Source organism: Pseudomonas sp. 5Vm1k, from assembly GCF_056161485.1.
The window spans coordinates 215,627-236,737 of record NZ_JBSPCZ010000010.1 but is presented as its reverse complement, the minus strand read 5'-3'; the positions used below and the strand labels follow the sequence as shown (position 1 = coordinate 236,737).

Genomic DNA, 21,111 nt, shown 5'->3' with positions numbered 1-21,111 from the left:
CCAAGGTACGCCGCAAGATTGGTGGGAGAAATGCCCTCGTGTTACAAGCACTATGAAACGCAGTTTCATAATAGGCGGACCATGAATCACGACCCGTTCGACGGCTTGACCGAATTCCTCGCGGTGGCCGAGCACAAAAGCTTCACCCTCGCCGCTACCCGTCTGGCCGTCACGCCCACGGCGGTCAGCCATGCGATCAAATTGCTGGAGCGGCGCACCGGCGTGCTGTTGTTCCAGCGCACCACCCGCCGCGTTGCGCTAACCGAGGCCGGCGCCAGCCTGTTCAACCGTTTGCGCCCGGCCGCCAGTGAAATCGATGAAGCGCTGGCGGTGCTCAGCGGTTTTCGCGATCAACCGATGGGGACGCTGCGCATCACCGCGCCACGGCTGTCCGGCGCGTTATTGATCGAGCCGTTGATCCCGCTGTTTCGCCAGGCCCACCCGCAAGTCACCCTGGATATTTCCCTCGACGACGCCACCGTGGATTTGATGGCGGGCGGTTTCGATGCCGGGATCAGGTTGGGTGAGTCGATCGAGAAAGACATGGTCGCCGTGCGCCTGACGCCTGATCTGCAATGGTCGGTCGTAGGCTCTCCCGCGTATTTCGCCAGGGCCGGGCAACCTGCCACGCCTGAAGCGCTGACCGGGCACGAATGCATCGGCTTTCGTTTTTCGACCTCGGGCAACGCCCATCGCTGGGAATTTCGTCGCGAAGGACGCGACTTCACCGTCGGTGTCGCCGGTGGCGTGATCGTCAACGACCGCAAGTTGCTGGTGGCAGCAGCCCGGGATGGCTTGGGCCTGGCGTATGCCTGCGACCTGGAGATTGCCGACGAGTTGGCCGATGGACGCCTGCAACGGGTGCTGCAACCGTTTGTGCCGCTGAGTTCGGGCCTGTACCTGTACTTCCCCAGCCGCACGCAGACGCAGCCGAAATTGCGGGCGTTTATCGACATGACGACCCGTTGGATCGCCGAACGTGGCGGCCTCGGCGCTAGACCCTCGGCTTGAGCAGGATGCCGGTATAACGCGTCAGAAACAGCCCGAACGCCGTACACCAGAGCAGCGCCGACAATCCCAATCCCGCGGCGGAAAACGGCACCAGCAACACCCGGCACACACCGGCGAGCAGCAGCAAGGCGAAACCCAGCACCACGGCTTTCGAAGGCTGGAGCAAGCGGCCGGTATGTCCCAGGCTGACCCGGGCAATCATCGCCAGAATCAGTCCGCCAATCCCGCCGACCGCCAGCGAATGAGTGGCCAGGCTCTGTTGCGACATCAGCCCCGCATGCCACAGCGCCATGGCCAGCGTCGCGACCGCTAGCCAGGCGTAAGCCAGGTACAGCGACCACAACAACGGTACCCGCCAAATGCCCCGGTCGTACCAGCGCCACAACCGCAGCAGATGCACAGCACCGAGCATCAGGAACAACGCGGCCAGCCACAACTTGGGTACGTCGTTCAAACCGGCGACAAAAGACAAAGCAGCCAACAAACTGCCCACTAGCAACACTCGGGTAGGCAACGGCTGAGCCGGTGCCGCAGCGGGCCGATTCAAGCCACGCTGAATGAAGAATGGAATCACCCGCCCGCCAATCACACTCATCAGCGCCGCCACCAGCCACAACGCGGCCAGCACGCCATGGCGTTGCAATCCGGCGTCATCGCTCACCAGCCCCCACAGCGTCAGCACCTGACAGCCCGCCAGCAGCGTGATCATCAGCAAGATCGGATAGTTGTCGCGTTTGCCCGCCGCCACCAAGTCCCGCCCCAGGCACCCGGCCAGCAACGGCAGAAACGGTAGTTGCAGGGCAATCAACAGCGTCGGGTTGATTGGCAGCAACCAGGCCAGTCGCGCCAACAGCCATACCAGCACCAGGCCAATCAAGGGCCAGCCATTCAGGCCCGGACGCCCGGTCCAGTTCGGCACCGCTGTCAGCAGGAACCCGGCGATGATCGCCGTGGCAAAACCGAAGGGCATTTCATGCCGATGCCAGGCCAGCATCCCGCCAACCGGTTGCGCACCGGGTAACCGGCCGTACAACCACAGTGCCCAGATCGCCACCGCCAGCACGGCAAACCCGGCGCCGGCGAGGAAGAACGGTCGGAACCCAAGACTGAAAACAGCTGCCCTTGTGGGAGCGAGCTTGCTCGCGATGACGGTTGTGGCCTCAACACTTTTACTGCCTGCCAGTCCGCTATCGCGAGCAGGCTCGCTCCCACCGGTTGTGTTGGACTTGCGCATCAGGCTACCGCGCCGACGTAGTGGGTTGCCAACCGATGCTGGGCCAGCAAACGCATCACATAGCCGATTTTGAGCAAGGTCGGGCCGATGATGGTCATGGCGTGCATCGACACCAGCGCCACGATGGGCAAGTGACCGCTGTAGAGGTATGCGCCGTAGATGCCGACTAAAAGCAGAGTCAGGCCCAGGCCCAGCACTTTGCTCGACAGGTGCAGAACGTTGTGGGGATTGCTGAAGAAATCGAACATTTTTCCGTACTCCTGAAGCCGTTCAGTTGTACGTGGGTTAATCCAAAACCCATGCCATGATTTATAGGCTTGCAAATCAACAGGTTGGCCACAGCGCAGTCAATATGACTCAGCCCTTAAATGGTCTTAATGACTCAAATCAAAGTCATAGTGACTACATCACAAACAATCACCCCGCCTACCCGCCTAAAAGCAAACCAATATCATTTGCGAACACTCAGGCCATTTGGTTTAATCGCGACCCATTCTTATTTGCACCGAAGGCGCCGGTCGCCCATGGATAAGTGCTCACGATGACGGTCGCCGATATCTCCAGCGTTCAGAACCTCTACCTCTCGCACCACCGCTGGTTGCATGAGCTGCTGCGCCGTCGCTTGAATAACGCCTTCGATGCCGCCGACCTGGCGCATGACACGTTTATCCGGGTGCTCAAGCGTCCGCCAGCATTCGACTGCGAAACCCGTGAGCGCTCCTACCTGGCGACCATCGCCCGGGGTTTGTGCATCGATCACTGGCGCCGCCGTCAGTTGGAGCAAGCCTGGCTCGACACCCTCGCCACGCGGCCTCAGGCGGTTCAACCGTCACCGGAGCAACGGGCGATCATTGTCGAGACCCTGTATGAAGTGGACGCCATGCTGCAACGGCTGCCCCAGCGGGTACGCGATGCGTTCATCCTCGCCCAGTTGCATGGCCTGCCCTACCGCGCCATCGCCGAGCAAATCGGGGTGTGCGAACGTATGGTCAAGAAGTACCTGGCCCAAGCGTTGATGCATTGCGCGGTGCTTGAGGCCGAACTCGACGGCCTGCTGATCGAGTAACCCATGCCCCGCACGTCCCCGAACAGCATCAGCCACGCCAGCCTCGAACAGGCGGCCCAATGGTATGTGCAATTGCACGATCAGCAGGCCGGCGAACAGGAACGCGAGCGTTGGCAAGCCTGGCTGGCGCAAAGCGGCGACCATCAGCAAGCCTGGCGCTATGTCGAGCGCGTCGGCCAACGCTTCGCCGCCCTGCAGGATGATCAGCCGCAAGCTGCCAGCCATGTGTTGCGCCACACCGCTCGCTCGCCGGTCAGCCGCCGCCACACCCTCAAGAGCCTGTTTATCCTGGCGTCGGGCAGCCTGTTGGGCTGGGGCGCCTGGCGGCAAACCTCGTTGCCGGACACCTTGGGTCGCTGGACCGCCGACCTCTCCACCGGCACCGGCGAAACCCGGGAAACCCTGCTCAGCGACGGCAGCCGGATCTGGCTCAACGCACTGAGCGCGCTGAACGTACGTTTCGATGGCGCGCAACGATTGTTGCTGCTGCGTTGCGGAGAAGTGCTGATCGATACCGCGAAGGACATCCACCGACCGTTCCTGGTACACACCGCCCACGGCCAGATGCGCGCGCTGGGCACGCGTTTCAGTGTGCGACAGGAAGAACAGCGCACGCTGCTGAACGTCTACGAAGGCGCGGTCGAAGTCCACACCTTGCAGGGTCAGGTGCAGGTCGTCGAAGCCGGCAAGCAACTGGCGTTCAGTGAAGATCAGATGTTGACGACCACGTCTGCCGCTGCAGGGCGCGAAGCCTGGCGTCGCGGTGTATTGCTGGCGGACAACCTGCCGTTGGGCCAGTTGATCGAAGAGTTGAGTCGCTACAGAACGGGACATCTGGCCTGCGATCCGGCGATCGCCGGGCTGCCGGTGATGGGTTCGTTCCCGCTCAAGGACACCGATCAGGCGTTGCGCCTGCTGGAAGCGGCATTGCCGATACGGGTGCAGAGGACCTTGCCTTGGTGGGTCAGCGTCGGCCCGAAAGCGTGATTCGCCCGATAGCCTTTGCGCTGGCGGCGGGGCTGATGAGTCTTGCGCCAGGCATCGCTCCAGCCGCCAGTGAGCAACCCGTCAGCCAGAAGCGTCATTACGCAATCGCCGCCGGTTCGCTGGTCAGCGTGCTCAACCGTTTCGCCGAACAGGCGGGAATTTTCCTCGCCGGCCACAACGACCTCGCGAGCGGCAAACTCAGTCCGGGCCTGACGGGCGATTTCACCGACCAGCAAGCCTTGCAGCGCCTGTTGCAAGGCAGCGGCCTGCAAGCCCTGCCCCAGGCTGGCGGCGGTTATGTCCTGCAAGCATCACCCGACGCGCCACTGGTACTGGACGCCACGAATATCGCGGGCCTCAACCTTGGCGCAATCACCGAAGCCACTCACGCCTACACCACTGGTTCAACGTCTTCAGCCACTGGCCTGCCGCTCTCCCTGCGCGAAACGCCGCAATCGGTGACGGTCATCACCCGCCAGCAAATGGACGATCAGGGCGGCACCAGCATCGCCGATGTCCTGCGCCGCGCCCCCGGCATCAGCGTGCAGAACTACGACAGCGAGCGCTGGGAGTTTTCCAGCCGTGGCCTGCCGATCACCAATTTCCAGTACGACGGCGTCAATACCGACTACGACGGTGTCTACGATTACGGCACCACCAGCACCGACATGGCGACCTTCGACCGCGTCGACATCATCAAGGGCGCCACCGGCCTGATGACCGGTTCGGGCGATCCGTCGGCCACCGTCAACCTGATCCGCAAGCGCCCGACCCAAGCCTTCAAGGCCTCGGTCAGCGGCACTGCCGACTCTTGGGACAGCTATCGCAGTGAGGGCGATATTTCCGGCCCGCTGACCGACAGCGGCAACGTGCGCGGACGCTTCGTCGGGGTCTATCAGGACCGCAGCGCCCGCGCCGATCATTATCAAAACACCAAGGACATCGCCTACGCCATCCTCGAAGCCGACCTGACCCCGGACACGCTGCTGACCTTCGGCATCGACCAGCAAAACACCCGCTCCCGTGGCGCCAGTTGGACCGGTTTCCCGATGTTCAACAGCGACGGCTCGCGCACGCATTTCTCACGCTCGTTCAACCCGGCCACCGACTGGAGCCGCCGCGACTTCGACAACCAGACGCTGTTTGCCGCGCTGGAACAGCGACTGGCCAACGATTGGACATTGAAAGTCAGCTACGACCGCAAGCACCGCCAGCACGACACCTTTCTCGGCTCGGCCAGCGGCGGCAACCCGGACCCGGTCAGCGGGGACGGCATGTTCATGTACATGGGCAAGTTCAAGGGTGATGAGGTGCAGGACAACCTCGACGTCAACTTCAGCGGCCCGTTCAGCCTGTTCGGTCGCGAGCACGAGTTGATCGCCGGTTTCATGTCGATGAACACCCGCCAGGACATCCCGGTGTTCGGCTCGATCTACCCGGCCCTGGACAGCAGCATCTTCGACTGGCGCGGCGAATTCCCGAAACCGGACATCCCGCAGGTCGGCAGTGACGACATCGTCCAGCGCCAGACCGGTGCCTACCTGGCCACACGCCTGAAGCCGACCGACAATCTGTCGCTGATCCTCGGCGGGCGGGTCAGTGATTTCAAGGGCAGCGACCACCTCGACTACCTCGACACCCACACCCCGGACGTGCGCGACAGCTACCGGCAAACCGGTGTTGTCACGCCCTACGCCGGACTGGTCTATGACCTCGACGACATCTATTCGGTGTACACCAGCTACACCAACATCTATCAGCCGCAGATGAGCAAGGACGCGGATCGGCGACTGCTCGATCCGGTGGAAGGCGATGCCTACGAGGCCGGCATCAAGGCTGAGTACTTCGCCGGGCGACTGAACGCCCGTTTCGCCGTGTTCCGCATCGAGCAGGACAACCTCGCCGAATACGTCAGTGGCGTCGACACCGAGTCGATCTATCGCCCGGTGCAAGGCGCGACCACCAAAGGTTTCGAACTGGAACTGGCCGGCGAAGTGACCGCAGGCTGGAAACTCTCCGCCGGCTACACCTACAACCACACTCGCGACGCCAAGGGCGATTACGTCTACGGCTCAGTGCTGCAAACCACGGCGCCTGAGCAAGTGGTGCGGATTTTCAGCACCTATCGGCTGCCAGGGGCTTGGGAAAACCTTACGGTCGGTGGTGGGGTGAATTGGCAGAGTGCGTTTTTTGGCAATGTGTTCCAGCCCAATCCCAACGACGGCGGCCAGTACGCGCGCATCACCCAGCAGAGTTATTACCTGGTGGACGTGATGGCGCGCTATCGCTTCAACGAGCATCTGAGCACTGCACTCAATGTGAAGAACCTGTTCGACAAGACCTACTACACCGGGCTTGGGAATTTCGGCACCGGATTTTATGGTGAGCCGCGCAGTGTGCAGCTCACCACCAAGTGGGAGTTCTAGGGCTGCTTCACGTAAGCACCACGAAACTTGGCGTACTCAGCACCATAACCGGTCACGTCTGCCCCGCCGTTGAGCAACTGCACTCGGAACAGTGGATCGCCCTTGTCATCAAGCGCAATCACCAGATTGCCGGCCAGCAATGGGGATTGGTGATGAGCTTCGGTCGTCGGTTCCTTGAGTTGATCACGCGTGAACGTGATGTCTGCTATTTCAGGCGAAGTCTTGTCCGGACCGGGCAGTATTTTCAGGATCAATTCACCGACCCGCTGCTCCTCGGCGTTGCGCACTAAATAATGCCCCTCCCGTTGATCCGTCGCGACCCGCTCGAGTTTTTGCGGGGCGACCTTGAAGGCGGTCGGTCGCGTATCGATGCTCAATCGACGCTTGCCACTGACCCAGGTGCCTTCCTGCCCGCCCCGTTCATTGGGCAGTCCCTCCACAAACCAGTCGCCGGTCATCTCACCGTCGTCAGACATTTCATGCAATTCCACGCCGCCATCTTCATAGACCGTGCCGATCAAGCGGATCGGCTGACCACTGCCGCTTTTGGTGTAACGGACTTCACCCACATAGGCTTCACCCTGGAGCTGCCACCACAGTTCGACCGGGATTTTTCCATCGAGCGTGCCCCGAAGCATGACCGGAGGCTCGCCGAACGGGCCTTCCAGCCCATGTTGTTCAAGCCATTGCCCCGACTTCAATTCACGACGAGTGACGTCCACATACCCCTTTGGCATGAAAGGATTGCCTTCGGAGGGGCTCTGCGCGACGTCGATTTTCTCGGCAATCATCACCGGCTTATTGCCCTGAATTTCCCAGGTCGCACTCTGGCGCCAGCAGCAACCGCTCTTGGTCTGGGTGAGCAGTTTTTTACCGGCGTGATCAATCCCGAACAGCCCCAACTGCGGCTCACGGGTCAGCGCGGAAAAGGCCTTGTTCAAGACCAGCGTCGGACTATCGGCATCGAACAGGTAAATATCGTAGGAAGGCTCGGCGTATCCGCCGTTGTTGCCATTGCGCACGGCCATGTCCTGCTGGCCGTCGAAATTGAAATCACCGAACACCAGCAGGTTTTGATCAGCCGCCAGTTCGTTGCTGCCAGGCTTGAACAAGGCTGACGCCTCGGGCGAGTCGATGCTTTGCAGCACGGCGCCGCTGGTTTTGTCCTTGAGCGTGATAGTCGCCGGAGCGCTATCGAATGTCTGCACCGGCGGTTGCGGGAACAGCACCTCAATCGCATATTTGTGCGCTGGATCAGTGAGGCGCAGTGTTAACGGTTCGGCATTCACGCCAGCACTGGCGAACAGGCAGGCAACAGCCAAAAAACGAGGGGCAACCATGATGCTGAGCGTCCTTGCGGCAAAATCGGGGCGGCCAGTCTAACGACAAACGGTCCGGGCTGCGACTTGTCGATCTACGGCCCTCCCAACCGACTACAGACTGACTACGCTGATAGTCCAGCGTGATTAACCCGCAGAGGAGAACCGCCATGCAACGCGTGCAAAAACTCACACCCTGCCTGTGGTTCGACGATCAGGCCGAAGCCGCTGCCAAATTCTATTGCTCGATCTTCGATCACTCGAAAATCACCGCCATCACCCATTACGGCAAGGCCGGTTTCGAGTTCCATGGCCGCCCGGAAGGCTCGGTGTTGACCGTGAGTTTCGAACTCGACGGCCAAAGCTTCACCGGGCTCAATGGCGGCCCGGTGTTTACGTTCAACGAAGCGGTGTCGTTCCAGGTCAATTGTTATACGCAAGACGAGGTTGACCATTTCTGGGGCGCGTTATCCGCCGTCCCCGAGGCTGAGCAATGTGGCTGGGTGAAGGACAAGTTCGGGGTGTCCTGGCAGATCGTCCCGGTGGCCCTGATGGAGATGCTCAAAGACCCCGACACGGTCAAATCCCAACGGGCCATGCAAGCGATGATGCAGATGAAAAAACTCGACATCGTCGAACTGCAACGCGCCTTTCATGGCGAGAGCTAATACACTCGTGCGCTGACCTGCCAGGACGCCGACGATGAAGCACACCGTTGCCAAAGATGCCGATAAAGCCCCGCGTTTCTGGCGCGACGACGCCCTGCCCTTCATCGAGGCCCGGGCCATCGCCGACGGGCGCGAGGTCTGCTATGCCCGGCACTCCCACGCGCACTTTTCCATCGGCGCGATCACCGCCGGGTGCAGCACGTACGTTCACGAGCAGGCGCAATTCGAGGTCAGCACCGGCACCGTGGTGCTGATGAATCCCGGCGATGTCCACGCCTGCAACCCTATCGACGACCAACCCTGGTCGTACCTGATGCTGTACGTCGAGACGCCGTGGCTGACAGACTTGCAGCATCAACTGGGGTTCAGCCAGGACCAGGCCTATCGCCGGTTTTCCATCACTCATCTGCGCGATGCCAGCCTGTTTGCCGGCCTGAAGGATTTGTACGCGGTGCTGATCGACGCCCAGCAAGACGTGCTGCGCAAACACAGCGCGGCCGTGGAGTTTTTCACCGACGTGCAGCAACGCCTCAACCCCATCGATCAGCCGTTGCGCGAGCCCAATTTCAAACTGGAGCGGGCCGCCGATTTCATCCGCGACAACTGCACGCAGTTGCTCAAGCTGGAAGATATTTGCGAGGCGGCGCAGCTGTCGCCGTCCTACCTGATCCGCGCGTTCAAGCAGCATTTCGGCATGACGCCCCATGCGTTTCTGGTCAACCGGCGCATCCAGTTCGCCCGGGAGCGGTTACGCAGCGGTCAATTGATTGCCGATGTGGCGCTGCAAGCCGGGTTTGCCGATCAGGCACACTTTCAGCGGGCGTTTAAACAGCATCTGGCGGCGACGCCGGGGCAGTATCGGGGCTGAACCGTTTTCCCTGCCAAAGACCATCAATTGCGCAAAACACAACTAGCAACACAAGTAACTATTAACGTCCCTCGCCATAAAACATCTTCAGCGCAGTGTTTTCACATTCGCTCATACACCCGCAACGACAACGTAGCGCGCCTCCCATTAATCTAAAAGCGTTTGCAATCACACTAGAAGATGGAACTTCAGTATGTATAGCGCCAGCAACGAACTTCAGCGACAAGTCATCACTCAAGCACTTGCCACTCTTATCGGCGACGCGTTCGTCCAGAAAATCCTCGAATGGCCATGGGATCGTCTGGCCGTTACCAGCGTGACAGGTTCCAACTTCGACTTGGCCCACCGCCCTGCGTCGGTTTATCTCGCGAGAATGACCCGCCATCCTGAGTTCATGAAGATCCGGACTAAACATTCCATCCCGGAGAATGCCCACTTTCATATCGATAAAAACGGGTACCTTTACCACGTCCATGAAAACTCGAGTTCCGGAGGACGTCCGGGTAATCCACCGACTTACGTCACCAATCACTACTTTTCGCGCACCGACATTACGGCCCAAGTAGTCGGCATTGCAGCGTTCAATGAAGACCTGAAACTGCTGGCGAGAATGGCCAGCAGTACCGCTGGTTTCATTACCTCTAATGGCCGTATATCCATTGGCCAATGGCTTCAATTCCACGGTTTGGCGCTTCCCGCCAGCGAGGAAGAAACCACGGCCCTGATTGACGTGCTCAACTTCGCAACGTTGCCGGCCAGCCCAAAGTTCGAGAACTACTGGCAGTTACTGGATACGCCCGATGATTCGCCGTTCAGGCTCACAGAAGAACACCGCGCCATCATCCGGCGGGTGACCCAGACACTGAAAGACGACTCCGCCCCCTTGTTCGAGCAATTTGGCGCCTGGCTGATGCTGGAGAGCGCCGGTTCGGAAAAATTGCCTACCAGCCATGACTACCGGATGCAACGGCTGATCGACATCGCCCGGCAATTTACCGACCAGGCGCTGCCGTATCTTGATGCCTTGGGCTGGTTCACTGAAAAAAGCGGCGACAAACCCACTCAAGCGTTTATCGAACAATTGCTGATCGCCGTGCTGCTGCTTGATCTTGATCCCGATGCTGACAGCACGAATACGTCATTCGCAGGCTTTGACCTCTACTCGACCCACTACCTGCAACGCCAGCCCGCCGACGTGCGCGACGATTTGCAAAAGCATTTGATAACCCGATTTACCCTGAACCCCGTTATTGCGCCGCTGGTGGTGGAATGGGTGTTGGCAGGCATGGCACCTGAATACCTGGTTCGCGATGTCCCAGCCGAACTGCGACTCGGCAGCCCGGGCTGGGTGGTGTTCACCCAGGCGGTTCATCTGGTTGAAGCGCTTGTTCCCGGCGCATCCCGTGTGATGACTTATCAGCACCTATTGGGGTTCAGCCAGGTTTCGGGGTTAACACCGCAACTGCAAGCGTTGCATGCCAGTCAAACGATTGACCCGATCATCACCTGGGCGTTGATGAACGACCTGATCACACGAGAAGCAGACGGCAGCTTGAGCGAGGCTGCGGTGAGTCAAGGCATCGAAGAATACAACCGCTATGTGGGCGCCCTGTCGGACGGGATGGACTACATCAACCAACCGATCCCCAGCCGCAAAGCGCTCGCGCTGAAGGAGCTGAAGTCAAACGTACCCGACAGCAATCCTGATGAGCTGCTGGTCAAACACCGCGGCAGCGGAGGCGGTGCCGGCAGGAAGGTATCGATACTGGACCTGTACATGGGAAATGAACTGCACACCCAGGACTGGGGGCGTATCAAGGGCAAGGATATTTACCAGGCCTTCCCACAATTGACACACTTATACCCGGTTGCTCATTTATATGAAGAAGCCATTCATGCGCATTTCTCCGGAATAACGACCGCCTTATCGACCACAATAAGATTAATCTTTTCTCAAATGGAGGAGTCCAACAGGAAGTTTATTGAGCAGGGTCATCTGGGCATCTATCAGGTTAACGAGGTCAAGACCAACGTCGATTATCGACCCAGTGGTGGATTTATATTCACGAGCCCTCCAAAGACTCTGCAGCCTGAAAAAAACCCGGCTCGCCACGGCATCATTATTTGCGCGGTAATGGGTTCACTGACTCGTTGTTATGAACTATTCCCCCTGCGGCTGGAATGCCGATCACGCCAGGATCTTCGAACACTCGTGGCCCCTCGGCTTATTTCCCATTGGGCAGACGAAGACTTTAATCAACAGACACTGGTTGCAAACGCGCCCGTTGATCTGGCCGCCTACCTCCAGAATGTCGAACCACGGGACGGTGTGAACTCCAGTTTCTACCTGACCAGGATCGGCGAATTCAAAGCATCAACGCATCCAACCCAATCGGCCAACCCGGTCCGCTACTTCAACGCCGAACGGATAGAAGCCATCAGCGACCTGATTGCCCGGAAAAACCCGCTCTTCACCGAAAATGAACTGATGCAGATCGGGCTTGACCAGACCGAGCGAGAACGGGCCATTGAAAAGAGCGACGCCGTGTTTAGTGTCATCCTTAACCTGATCATTCCATTCAAGGAATGCGTCGAGGAGATGTCCTCGGGTGTCCCCGAGCGGCAGCGCAACGCTATCGCCGGGTGCGTCATGGACGCTGCGGTTGTCGGCCTCGCCTTCGCCGCGATTCCGCTCAAGGTCGCCGGCACCGTCGCCAAAGGTGCTTCCCTGACCACGAAACTGCTGTCGGCATCGCGGGTCGGTGCGCGAACCGTTGTCGGGCTGCTCAATCCCCTGGACGGCGTCCCGTCATTGCTCAAGGGTGGTGCGAAGCTGATCGGCCGGGGGGCATTGAAAGTCGGACACTACGCTGCCTTAACCGCACATATCGCCCGCAATCAGCTACGGCATCTGACAGGAGCCGACACCTATGATCTGATCAAGGCGATCAATCACAGCGGTTCGGCATCGCAGATCCGCATGAGCCTGGACACCGTGGCCCACGCCCGCGCGCTGTTCAAGGATGACAGCATGACGACCATCGAACAGGTTGTGACGCGCCTGAGTGACAAGACGATTGCCTTTCCGAAGGGGGCCGACCCCACCGAACTGCAGCACCTGCTAAATAACTCCGTCAAAGAAGCGGCTCTGCAAACCCGGCAAGTACAAGAACTGGGGACATTGATAGGCCAAACGGCATTGGATGAGGTGCTGAGCACCTACATGGGCAGCAGGCCGATTCACTACACCAATGAGTTCTACTCTGCGAAAGGTTATGCCGAAGCATTGGAGATCGTTGCCGAGTTCGAAACGAAAAAAGTCAGCTACATGAAGAACTACCAACAAAACGTGTTGAAACAGGACTTGGGCAAGGCGCCCTACAATGGCGTCATGCCGGATTCTGACTTCAACACCCAGGGCTTTACCGACCCAGCGCGACGAGCCGGCGCCTGGATGCTGAATGGCTCGACGTCCAACGGTAATGACTTCGATAACATCGTTACGCTGCTTCGCGAATACGCGGGCAATAAAGCATCTCTGACCGATCCGGCAGTCATCAAAGAAGTGCATCGCCGTCTTGTGCCTGAGCTCTCCGGCTCCGTACGCGAGGCCGGAGCGCCAACGCCTTACGGCAGCAGCATCACCGGTTTTGCCTTGATGGAACAGCATCTGAAAAACCTGGACACCGCCCATCAACACTTCGACAAACACCTGCTTGCGACCGTGGTGGGTTTCCAGGGCTTCGGCGACGGCAATGGCCGTACCGCCAGCGCGATGTACGCGATCAGTCAACTGCGCAGCGGTCGATTCACGCCAATGCCAAAGGACGTGTTCAATTTGCTGAGTGGCATGGCTTGATGCTCATCAATTGAGGCCAGGGTAACCAGTCCGTACCCCGAATGATGGGGTACGGCACTCAGGCATACAGCAAGTACGCCGCGCTCATCGCCAACAACACCGCCATGATCCGATTGAACAGGCGCATTCCCGCCGGATTGCTCACATACCCGCGCAAGAACGTGCCGGCATAGACCCAGCAGCCTACCGATAAGTAACAGACCACCAAATAAATCGCCGCGAATTGCCAGACCAGCCGCGCATCGCCATCCGCGACAAACGCGCCCATGCCCGCGACACAAGCCAGCCAGGCCTTGGGGTTGAGCCATTGCATCAACGCGCCGTAGAACATCGACGGCGCCTTACCCTGTTGTCCGGCACTTAACCGGCCATCGTCGAGCGCCAGTTTCCAGGCCATAAACAACAGAAACGCCACTCCGGTCAATTGCACTACCCGGGTCAGCACCGGCCATAACCGCAGCAACTCATGTAACCCCAGGCCCATCAGCACCAACAGCAACACAAACCCCAGGGTCGCCCCCGCCACGTGCCGTTGACTGGCGCGCAAGCCAAACTGCGCGCCGGAACTCAACGCCACGATGTTCACCGGACCCGGCGTTATCGACGCGGCCAGGGCAAATGCCGCCATGGAAATCATCAGACTCATCACAGACCTTCTTCAATTCAGTTGAACCGGGCCTCAAGGTAAAGAGCACACCGGTGGCTGTATTGAACAAAACACCCCTTCCGCTCACGCCACACAAATAGAGCGAGATTGCCGGCGAAGGCGGTGTAACCGTCAACTGAGATGTTGAATGTACTGGCCTCTTCGCGAGCAGGCTCGCTCCCACAGGAGCTGAACCTTCATTGTGTACCGCGACCACCGCGCGCCACTGTACGGGTCAAGCCACCCCACACCTGTGATAAAAATAACGCTCTCGCTGCTGGAGCCCCCGTCATGGACCTTGCCACCCTCACCCTGTTTGTCCCCGCCTGCTTTGCCTTGAACATGGCGCCCGGCCCGAACAATTTGCTGTCTGTCAGCAATTCCACCCGCTACGGCTATCGACGCGCCTGCGTCGCCGGAGTCGGACGATTGCTGGCATTTGCCGGGATGATTGCCCTCGCCTCGGCGGGGTTGGCAGTCGTGCTGCAAACGTCCGAGCTGTTGTTCTACGGGATCAAGATTCTGGGGGCGGCGTATTTGTTCTATCTCGCCTGGCAACTGTGGCGGGCCGATCCCGGCGCGCAAACCGCGGTGGAAGGCGCGCCCGTGGGGATGCTGGCATTGGCGCGCCAGGAGTTCCTGGTGGCGGCGGGTAATCCGAAGGCGATCCTGATCTTCACCGCATTTCTCCCGCAATTCGTCGATCCGACCCGAGCGATAACACCGCAATTTGCCGTACTGGGCGCGTTGTTCCTGATGCTGGAATGGATCGCCATCAGCGCCTACGCCTACATGGGCCTGCACATGCGCCGCTGGTTCGCCGAGCCGAGGGGCAAGCGGATCTTCAATCGCTGCTGCGCGGGGTTGTTGTCGGCGGCGGCTTCTGTGCTGTTGCTAGCGCGGCGGGCCTGAAACTCTGATATCCCCTGTGGGAGCGGGCTTGCTCGCGAAGGCGGTTTAACATTCAGCATTTTTGTTGTCTGGCATACCGCTTTCGCGAGCAAGCCCGCTCCCACGTTGGTTGGTGGCGCCCGAAATTCACTGTCGATTTACCGGTGGAGGCAACCCGCAAGCGGACTTATGCTCACCTCATGAACCTACAAAACGCTGTGCTGCCGCCCCACGCCGAGATGGTTCGCGCCATGCTCGAACGAGACACCGCCTACGAGGGGGTGTTTTTCACTGCGGTCAAAACCACCGGAATCTTCTGCCGTCCCAGTTGTACGGCGCGCAAACCCAAGCCCGAGAACGTCGAGTTCTTCGCCCATGCCGATGAGTGCATGTCCGCCGGTTACCGCGCCTGCCTGCGCTGCAAACCGCTGGATGCGGCGGCCATCGCGCCGGATTGGGTGCAGCGCTTGCTCACCTTGGTGGATGCCGATCCGGATCAGCGCTGGACCGACACTCAACTGCAAGCCGAAGGCATCGAGCCGCTCAAATTACGGCGCTGGTTCAAGCAGCATTTCGGCATGACGTTCCACGCCTGGCTGCGCACCCGGCGCCTCGGCATGGCCTTGGGCGGGATCAAACAGGGCGAGTCCATCGACAATGTCGCGTTCGATTCCGGCTACGAATCCCTGAGCGGTTTTCGCGATGCCTTTCAAAAGTCCTTTCACATCACCCCGGGCCGCGCCGCCAACAGCGAGCCGCTGTTGTTCACCCGGTTGACCACGCCGCTGGGGCCGATGATTGCCATGGCCGAACGGCGCGGATTGGTGCTGCTGGAATTTCTGGATCGCCCAGTGCTTACGAAGGAAGTCGAAGAACTGCAAAACCGTTATGGCTACGTCGTGGCGCCGGGACACAACGGCCACTTGAAGCAGATCGAAGCCGAACTGGCGCAGTATTTCGCCGGCCAGTTGACCGAATTCAAAGTGCCGCTGCACCTGCCGGGCAGCGAATTCGCCCGGCAGGTCTGGGCCGAACTGGCGCAGATCCCCTACGGCCAGACCAGCACTTACGGCGCCATCGCCGCGCTGCTGGGCAAACCCGGTGCCAGCCGCGCCGTGGGCCTGGCCAATGGGCATAACCGTTTGGCGATTGTGCTGCCCTGTCACCGGGTGATCGGTGCGGACGGTTCGCTGACCGGTTATGGTGGCGGACAACCGCGCAAGGCGTTTCTGCTGAGGCTGGAAAAGGCTGCGGTGCAGATCACGCAACAACTGGCATTCTGATCATTCTGTGTTTTTCAAAGGGAAGGAAAATCGATGGAAGCGTTCGACCAACAGTTCCACAAGCTGCACCAGGACGGCCTGCTGATCCTCACCAACGTCGCCGACGCCGCCGGGGCGCGGCTGGTAGAACAACTGGGCAGCAAAGCCGTGGCCACCAGCAGCGCGGCGGTGGCTTGGGTGCATGGTTATCCCGATGGCAACGCTCTGCCCCTCGAACGCCTGGTGGCGACGGTCGAATCCATCGCCCGGGTGATCAATGTGCCACTGACCGTGGACATCGAGGCCGGCTATTCCGATGACCTGTCGCGGGTCGCCGAAGTGATCGACGCGGTGATCGCCGCCGGCGCCGTCGGCATCAACATCGAGGACGGCGCCTCCCCGCCGGAGTTGCTGGCACGCAAGATCGAAATCGCCCGACAAGTAGCCGAACGCCGGGGCGTGAAGCTGTTCATCAATGCCCGCACCGACGTGTACCTCAAGGGCCTGGTGCCGGCCGAAGATCGCGTCGCCGAAACGCTCAGGCGCGCGGCGTTGTATCAAGCCGCCGGGGCTGACGGGTTGTTCGCCGCGGGCGTCACGGCGGAGTACGAAATCGCGGCGATCTGCCGTGGCACGCCGCTGCCGGTGAACGTGCTGGGCTGGGCCTCCCTGCCATCCCCCGACGAACTGAAAACCCTCGGCGTGCGGCGGTTGAGCGCCGGGTCGGGCATTGCTGAATTCCTGTATGGCGCGATGGCGACCGTGGCTAAAAGCTTTCTGGAAACCGGCAAGCTCGATACCCATGACCTCAAGGCGCTCACCTACGGCGAAGTGAACTCGCTGCTGAAGAAAACTTGAGATCCATGCCCGATATCTACCAGCCCGCCAGCGAATTCCTGGCCTCCCTTGATGACGACTGGCGGCGCCACATCACTGCCATCGGCCCCTGCCTGCATCAACCTCATCCGGCGCGCGATCCGTATGAGTCGCTGGTGCGGGCGATTGCCTATCAGCAACTGCATGCCAAGGCTGGGGACGCGATTGTCGGACGGCTGATCGCGCTGTTTCCTTCGACCTCGTTCCCACGACCCGAGCAGATTCTGGCGACAAGCTTTGAGCAGATGCGCAGCTGCGGATTTTCCGCCGGCAAGATTGCGACCATCCAGGGCATTGCCCAAGCGACACTGGACGGTGTGGTGCCGGATTACGCCACGGCGTTGGCTATGGATGACGAAGCGCTGATCGAGAGGCTGATCACCCTGCGCGGGGTTGGGCGCTGGACCGTGGAAATGTTGTTGATCTACAGCCTGGAGCGGCCGGATATTTTGCCGGCGGATGACTTTGGGGTGCGTGAGGGGTATCGACGGATGAAGGGGCTGGAGGTGCAGCCTACGCGTAAGCAGATGATTGAGATTGGGTTGGGGTGGAGTCCGTTTCGGACGGTGGCTTCATGGTATTTGTGGCGGGTGCCTGGACGGTAGACCGCGTTATCGTTCTTCGCGAGCAAGCCCGCTCCCACAGGGTATTTCTGGTGGACACAAGATTTGTGGGCACAGATAAACCCTGTGGGAGCGGGCTTGCTCGCGAAGGCGATTTCACATCCAACACATCACTTCACAGACAGGTCACAACCCCGACTTCAACCGACTGAACGCCCGAATCAACGCCCGGTTAAAGTCCTTGCCATTGTCATTCTTGCTATACAACGAAGCCCTCACCTCAGCCGACGGATACGTCCCCGGATCATTGCGAATCGCCGGGTCGATCAACCCGTCCGCCGCCGTAATCGCGTTGGCGTAGTGAATGGTGTCGGTGATCGGCGCAATCACTTGCGGCGTCATCAGATAATCCATCAACGCCAGCCCTGCCTGGGGATGCGGCGCGTCCTTGGGAATGACCATGGCGTCGAACCAGATCAGCGTGCCTTCCTTCGGTATCCGGTAATTCAGTTTGAACGGCTTGTTTGCCGCCTCGGCCTGGCCGGCTGCGATGGCGACGTTGCCGTTCCAGGACATCGCCACGCAGGTGTTGCCGTTGGCCAGGTCGCTGATGTTCAGATCGTTGTCGAAGTAACGAATGTAAGGCCGGATTTTCGCCAGTTGCTGCTCGGCAAGTTTCAGGTCATCGAGGTTCTGGCGGTTGATGTCCAGGCCCATGTACTTCATGACCGCCGCGAATACTTCGTTGGGATCATTGAGCAGGCTGACCCCGCAATCGGCGAATTTCGAGACCACCGCCGGGTCGAACAACATCGCCCAACTGTCCCGTGGTGCATCGGGCAGACGCTGCTTGACCGCCTCTTCCTGCGCCCCGACACCAGTGGTGCCCCAGGCGTAGATCCCGGCGTATTTGTTACCCGGATCGAACACCGCCATGTGTTGGCGAAACTCTTCACCGACACCCGCAAAATGCGGCAATTGCTGATGATCCAGCGGCCGGATCGCGCCGCTTTGGATGGCTCGGGACAGGTGCTGCCCCGCCGTCAGCACCAGGTCATAACCACTGCGCCCAGTCAGCAGTTTGGTCTCGACGGTTTCCAGGGAATCGAAGTGATCGGCCACCACATGAATGCCGGTCTGCTTCTCGAAATTGCTCAAGGTATCCGGGGCCAGGTACTCGCCCCAGATGTACAGGTTGACCACCGGTTTGGCGGTGTCGGCGGCCTGCACACACAGGGGTGCAAGCACCAGCAATAACGCTTGAGTCAGTTTGTGCAGGCCCATGCTTATACCCCCTGTTTGTTGCAAGCAGGCGCAGCGTACTGCGGCATGGTGATACAGGCTACGTTACCGCCGCCGAGGAGGATTTCCCGTGAGTTTTCGATGCCGACGATTTTGTGTTGCGGGAACAGTTCTGCGAGGGTCGCCAACGCCACCTGATCCTGACGGTCACCGAACAACGGCACCACAATCGAGCTGTTGCCAGCGTAGTAGTTGATGTACGACGCGCAGATCTTGGTTCCGGCCTGACGGGTATGGGTGCTGTCCTGCTGGTCGAGGCCTTCGGCTTCTTCAGCGGTCCATTCCAGCACGTCCGGTTGCGGCAGTTTGTGCACGATCAACTCGCGACCACGGCTGTCGCGGGTGCTGCGCAGGATGTCGTAGGCCTCTTGGTAGATTTCCCACTGCGGGTCATCGCGATTGTCGGTCCATTGCAACACCACTTCACCGGGGCGGACGAAGCATGCGAGGTCATCGACGTGGCCATCGGTTTCGTCGAATTTGCAGCCCCTTGGGAGCCAGATGATTTGCTCGGCGCCGAGGTAATCGGTCAGGCGCCGGGTGACTTCTTCTTTGCCGAGATGCTGGTTGCGATTGCGGTTGAGCAGGCATTGTTCGGTGGTGAGGATGCTGCCCTGGCCGTCGCTCTGGATGCCGCCGAGTTCGGCAATCAACGGGGCGCGATAACGGTCGAAACGTTCGATTTCGAGGATCTTGCTGGCGATTTGGTCGTCCTTGTCCCACGGGTAGTACAAGCCGCCGTCGAGACCGCCGTAGGCGTTGAATTCGAAATCCACGCCGCGCACTTCACCGCTGGCATCGTTGACCACAAAGCACGGGCCGCTGTCGCGAAACCAGGTGTCGTTGCAGGTCATTTCCACCACCCGCACTTGCGGCGGCAACTGCCGGCGAGCGGTGGCGAACTGCGCAGCGGAGGCACACACGGTCACCGGTTCGCTCTGGGAGATAGCGGTGACGATTTGCACCCAGACCTTCTGCGCAGGCTTGGCACCGTTGCGCCACACATCGGTGCGCTCCGGCCAGCCGAGCCAGCAACCGGATTTTGGTTCGAACTCGCCGGGCAGACGGAAACCGTCTTGCTTGGGGGTGGAATCGAGCAAACGTGCCATGGGCAAACCTCATCAGCGGGGATTGGAATGACCACAGGCTAAGGTCGCCAGCGCCCTCCTCGCCAACGATGATTATTTCGGAATACTTGAATTCAACTCATCAATCGACCAGTTGATCGTTGAACCATTCCAGCATCTGCGCCAAAGCCGGGCGCTCCAGCCGCACCCGTTCACACACCAACGCGTATTGGCCCAACGCGGTGATATTGGCGGTGAATGGCCGCACCAACCGACCGCTGAGCAAATCTTCCTGTGCCGTGAGGTTATCGCCCATCGCTACGCCCTGCCCTTGCGCCGCCGCTTCCAGCGCCAACCCGGCGTGGGCGAAATACAACTGACGCTCCGGGCGCTGGTCGCCGGCATGGCTGGTGAGCCAGGCGGTCCAGGTCTTGCCGTCCTGATCGTCGTGCAGCAGGCAATGGCGGGCCAGGTCTTTCGGGTTTTTCAGGGTGCCCTGGTTGAACAGGCCGGGGCTGCATACCGGGAAGAACTGCAACGCCGGCAATGGCCGGACAAAGTACGCGCTGCTGTCCACCGGGCCGGTGCCGTAGGTGATCGCCAGGTCGATGTCTTCCCCCGGCGCCGTGGCGTCGATCGGTTGTTCGTAAAGGTGCAAGGTGATGTGCGGGTAGCGTGCGTAGAAGTCAGTGAGACGACTCATCAACCATTTTTGCGCCAGTTCGGCCGTGACGGCCAGGCGCAACACGGCGAGGGATGACGGATCGCGCAGTTCATCGCAGGCCTCGCCGATCAGTTCGAAGGCGTGCTGCAAGCTCTGCATCAAGCGCCCGGCGGCCATGGTCGGGCGAATCTGCCGGCCTTCACGGATGAACAACGACACGCCCAGTTGCTCTTCGAGCTGGCGGATTTGATGGCTGACGGCGCTGTCGGTCACGCACAACTCGGCGGCCGCCCGGCCGAAATGTGCGTGGCGGGCGGCGCATTCGAAGGTTTTGAGTGCTGCCAGGGAAGGTAGACGTCGCATGATCAAGGCCTTTTTTAGGTGTTCATGCTGACGTGGCCG

18 protein-coding genes are annotated in these 21,111 nt (G+C 60.1%); 11 read left to right on the top strand and 7 right to left on the bottom strand.

Features of this window, described 5'->3' with window-relative positions; translation table 11 throughout:
- Window positions 1–81: 81 nt before the first annotated feature.
- Window positions 82–1,011, top strand: a complete 930-nt coding sequence (locus ACWIKB_RS20785; RefSeq protein ID WP_475269130.1) for a LysR family transcriptional regulator — start codon at window positions 82–84, stop codon at window positions 1,009–1,011.
- Here the strand turns inward: ACWIKB_RS20785 and ACWIKB_RS20780 are convergent.
- Together ACWIKB_RS20780 and ACWIKB_RS20775 are read right to left on the bottom strand one after the other, a co-directional pair.
- Window positions 995–2,245 carry an NnrS family protein gene (locus ACWIKB_RS20780; RefSeq protein WP_475269129.1) on the bottom strand — a complete coding sequence of 417 codons (1,251 nt, stop codon included), beginning with the start codon at window positions 2,243–2,245 and terminating at the stop codon, window positions 995–997. The genes ACWIKB_RS20785 and ACWIKB_RS20780 overlap by 17 nt on opposite strands.
- Window positions 2,245–2,493, bottom strand: coding sequence for a transmembrane sensor/regulator PpyR (locus ACWIKB_RS20775; RefSeq protein ID WP_475269128.1), 249 nt, complete (start codon window positions 2,491–2,493; stop codon window positions 2,245–2,247). Before ACWIKB_RS20775 ends, ACWIKB_RS20780 begins: the two co-directional genes overlap by 1 nt.
- Before the next feature lie 293 nt (window positions 2,494–2,786).
- Here ACWIKB_RS20775 and ACWIKB_RS20770 point away from each other — a divergent pair, with 293 nt between their 5' ends.
- Genes ACWIKB_RS20770 through ACWIKB_RS20760 form a run of 3 tightly spaced genes read left to right on the top strand, consistent with a single transcriptional unit; the run spans window position 2,787 to window position 6,724 of the window.
- Window positions 2,787–3,311 (top strand): sigma-70 family RNA polymerase sigma factor, encoded by a 525-nt coding sequence (locus ACWIKB_RS20770; protein ID WP_475269127.1) that lies wholly within the window; start codon window positions 2,787–2,789, stop codon window positions 3,309–3,311.
- Between the two features lie 3 nt (window positions 3,312–3,314).
- Window positions 3,315–4,298 (top strand): FecR domain-containing protein, encoded by a 984-nt coding sequence (locus ACWIKB_RS20765; RefSeq protein WP_475269126.1) that lies wholly within the window; start codon window positions 3,315–3,317, stop codon window positions 4,296–4,298.
- Between the two features lie 35 nt (window positions 4,299–4,333).
- Complete coding sequence (locus ACWIKB_RS20760; protein ID WP_475269172.1) at window positions 4,334–6,724, top strand: TonB-dependent siderophore receptor; 2,391 nt, start codon at window positions 4,334–4,336, stop codon at window positions 6,722–6,724.
- Here the strand turns inward: ACWIKB_RS20760 and ACWIKB_RS20755 are convergent.
- Window positions 6,721–8,064: an XAC2610-related protein gene (locus tag ACWIKB_RS20755; RefSeq protein WP_475269125.1), complete on the bottom strand. Its 1,344-nt coding sequence runs from the start codon at window positions 8,062–8,064 to the stop codon at window positions 6,721–6,723. The two genes, ACWIKB_RS20760 and ACWIKB_RS20755, sit on opposite strands and share 4 nt — an antisense overlap.
- 149 nt (window positions 8,065–8,213) lie before the next feature.
- Between ACWIKB_RS20755 and ACWIKB_RS20750 the strand changes: the two genes are divergently transcribed.
- The 3 genes from ACWIKB_RS20750 to ACWIKB_RS20740 all read left to right on the top strand — a co-directional run bounded on the left by ACWIKB_RS20750 (window position 8,214) and on the right by ACWIKB_RS20740 (window position 13,438).
- Window positions 8,214–8,711, top strand: coding sequence for a VOC family protein (locus ACWIKB_RS20750; RefSeq protein ID WP_475269124.1), 498 nt, complete (start codon window positions 8,214–8,216; stop codon window positions 8,709–8,711).
- A gap of 34 nt (window positions 8,712–8,745) precedes the next feature.
- Window positions 8,746–9,579, top strand: a complete 834-nt coding sequence (locus ACWIKB_RS20745) for an AraC family transcriptional regulator (RefSeq protein ID WP_475269123.1) — start codon at window positions 8,746–8,748, stop codon at window positions 9,577–9,579.
- Between the two features lie 193 nt (window positions 9,580–9,772).
- A complete protein-coding gene (locus ACWIKB_RS20740; protein WP_475269122.1) occupies window positions 9,773–13,438 on the top strand; it encodes a hypothetical protein in 3,666 nt (1,221 codons plus the stop codon).
- Between the two features lie 58 nt (window positions 13,439–13,496).
- On the opposite strand, the gene ACWIKB_RS20735 is transcribed toward ACWIKB_RS20740, so the two are convergent.
- The gene (locus ACWIKB_RS20735; protein ID WP_475269121.1) at window positions 13,497–14,084 is read right to left on the bottom strand and encodes a LysE family translocator; all 588 of its coding nucleotides are present in this window, start codon (window positions 14,082–14,084) and stop codon (window positions 13,497–13,499) included.
- Window positions 14,085–14,375: 291 nt separating this feature from the next.
- Here ACWIKB_RS20735 and ACWIKB_RS20730 point away from each other — a divergent pair, with 291 nt between their 5' ends.
- From ACWIKB_RS20730 to ACWIKB_RS20715, 4 genes are all read left to right on the top strand, one after another.
- Window positions 14,376–14,996, top strand: a complete 621-nt coding sequence (locus ACWIKB_RS20730) for a LysE family translocator (protein ID WP_475269120.1) — start codon at window positions 14,376–14,378, stop codon at window positions 14,994–14,996.
- 179 nt (window positions 14,997–15,175) lie between these two features.
- The gene (locus ACWIKB_RS20725; protein WP_475269119.1) at window positions 15,176–16,258 is read left to right on the top strand and encodes a bifunctional transcriptional activator/DNA repair enzyme AdaA; all 1,083 of its coding nucleotides are present in this window, start codon (window positions 15,176–15,178) and stop codon (window positions 16,256–16,258) included.
- 33 nt (window positions 16,259–16,291) lie between these two features.
- Window positions 16,292–17,095: an isocitrate lyase/PEP mutase family protein gene (locus tag ACWIKB_RS20720; protein ID WP_475269118.1), complete on the top strand. Its 804-nt coding sequence runs from the start codon at window positions 16,292–16,294 to the stop codon at window positions 17,093–17,095.
- Between the two features lie 5 nt (window positions 17,096–17,100).
- Entirely contained in the window at window positions 17,101–17,718 is a 618-nt protein-coding gene (locus ACWIKB_RS20715; RefSeq protein ID WP_475269117.1) for a DNA-3-methyladenine glycosylase family protein, read from the top strand.
- 144 nt (window positions 17,719–17,862) lie between these two features.
- On the opposite strand, the gene ACWIKB_RS20710 is transcribed toward ACWIKB_RS20715, so the two are convergent.
- The 3 genes from ACWIKB_RS20710 to ACWIKB_RS20700 form a co-directional block, all read right to left on the bottom strand.
- On the bottom strand, window positions 17,863–18,960 hold the full coding sequence (locus tag ACWIKB_RS20710; protein WP_475269116.1) for an extracellular solute-binding protein: 1,098 nt from the start codon (window positions 18,958–18,960) through the stop codon (window positions 17,863–17,865).
- A 2-nt stretch (window positions 18,961–18,962) separates the two neighbouring features.
- Complete coding sequence (aguA, locus tag ACWIKB_RS20705) at window positions 18,963–20,087, bottom strand: agmatine deiminase (RefSeq protein WP_475269115.1); 1,125 nt, start codon at window positions 20,085–20,087, stop codon at window positions 18,963–18,965.
- A 100-nt stretch (window positions 20,088–20,187) separates the two neighbouring features.
- Window positions 20,188–21,072 (bottom strand): LysR substrate-binding domain-containing protein, encoded by an 885-nt coding sequence (locus ACWIKB_RS20700; protein WP_475269114.1) that lies wholly within the window; start codon window positions 21,070–21,072, stop codon window positions 20,188–20,190.
- Between the last annotated feature and the right edge of the window lie 39 nt (window positions 21,073–21,111).

What these genes read in the sequence shown, in the direction of transcription:
- ACWIKB_RS20785 (WP_475269130.1), top strand. Translation starts at nt 82, where the DNA reads ATGAATCACGACCCGTTCGACGGCTTGACCGAATTCCTCGCGGTGGCC.
- ACWIKB_RS20780 (WP_475269129.1), bottom strand. Translation starts at nt 2,245, where the DNA reads ATGCGCAAGTCCAACACAACCGGTGGGAGCGAGCCTGCTCGCGATAGC.
- ACWIKB_RS20775 (WP_475269128.1), bottom strand. Translation starts at nt 2,493, where the DNA reads ATGTTCGATTTCTTCAGCAATCCCCACAACGTTCTGCACCTGTCGAGC.
- ACWIKB_RS20770 (WP_475269127.1), top strand. Translation starts at nt 2,787, where the DNA reads ATGACGGTCGCCGATATCTCCAGCGTTCAGAACCTCTACCTCTCGCAC.
- ACWIKB_RS20765 (WP_475269126.1), top strand. Translation starts at nt 3,315, where the DNA reads ATGCCCCGCACGTCCCCGAACAGCATCAGCCACGCCAGCCTCGAACAG.
- ACWIKB_RS20760 (WP_475269172.1), top strand. Translation starts at nt 4,334, where the DNA reads ATGAGTCTTGCGCCAGGCATCGCTCCAGCCGCCAGTGAGCAACCCGTC.
- ACWIKB_RS20755 (WP_475269125.1), bottom strand. Translation starts at nt 8,064, where the DNA reads ATGGTTGCCCCTCGTTTTTTGGCTGTTGCCTGCCTGTTCGCCAGTGCT.
- ACWIKB_RS20750 (WP_475269124.1), top strand. Translation starts at nt 8,214, where the DNA reads ATGCAACGCGTGCAAAAACTCACACCCTGCCTGTGGTTCGACGATCAG.
- ACWIKB_RS20745 (WP_475269123.1), top strand. Translation starts at nt 8,746, where the DNA reads ATGAAGCACACCGTTGCCAAAGATGCCGATAAAGCCCCGCGTTTCTGG.
- ACWIKB_RS20740 (WP_475269122.1), top strand. Translation starts at nt 9,773, where the DNA reads ATGTATAGCGCCAGCAACGAACTTCAGCGACAAGTCATCACTCAAGCA.
- ACWIKB_RS20735 (WP_475269121.1), bottom strand. Translation starts at nt 14,084, where the DNA reads ATGAGTCTGATGATTTCCATGGCGGCATTTGCCCTGGCCGCGTCGATA.
- ACWIKB_RS20730 (WP_475269120.1), top strand. Translation starts at nt 14,376, where the DNA reads ATGGACCTTGCCACCCTCACCCTGTTTGTCCCCGCCTGCTTTGCCTTG.
- ACWIKB_RS20725 (WP_475269119.1), top strand. Translation starts at nt 15,176, where the DNA reads ATGAACCTACAAAACGCTGTGCTGCCGCCCCACGCCGAGATGGTTCGC.
- ACWIKB_RS20720 (WP_475269118.1), top strand. Translation starts at nt 16,292, where the DNA reads ATGGAAGCGTTCGACCAACAGTTCCACAAGCTGCACCAGGACGGCCTG.
- ACWIKB_RS20715 (WP_475269117.1), top strand. Translation starts at nt 17,101, where the DNA reads ATGCCCGATATCTACCAGCCCGCCAGCGAATTCCTGGCCTCCCTTGAT.
- ACWIKB_RS20710 (WP_475269116.1), bottom strand. Translation starts at nt 18,960, where the DNA reads ATGGGCCTGCACAAACTGACTCAAGCGTTATTGCTGGTGCTTGCACCC.
- aguA (WP_475269115.1), bottom strand. Translation starts at nt 20,087, where the DNA reads ATGGCACGTTTGCTCGATTCCACCCCCAAGCAAGACGGTTTCCGTCTG.
- ACWIKB_RS20700 (WP_475269114.1), bottom strand. Translation starts at nt 21,072, where the DNA reads ATGCGACGTCTACCTTCCCTGGCAGCACTCAAAACCTTCGAATGCGCC.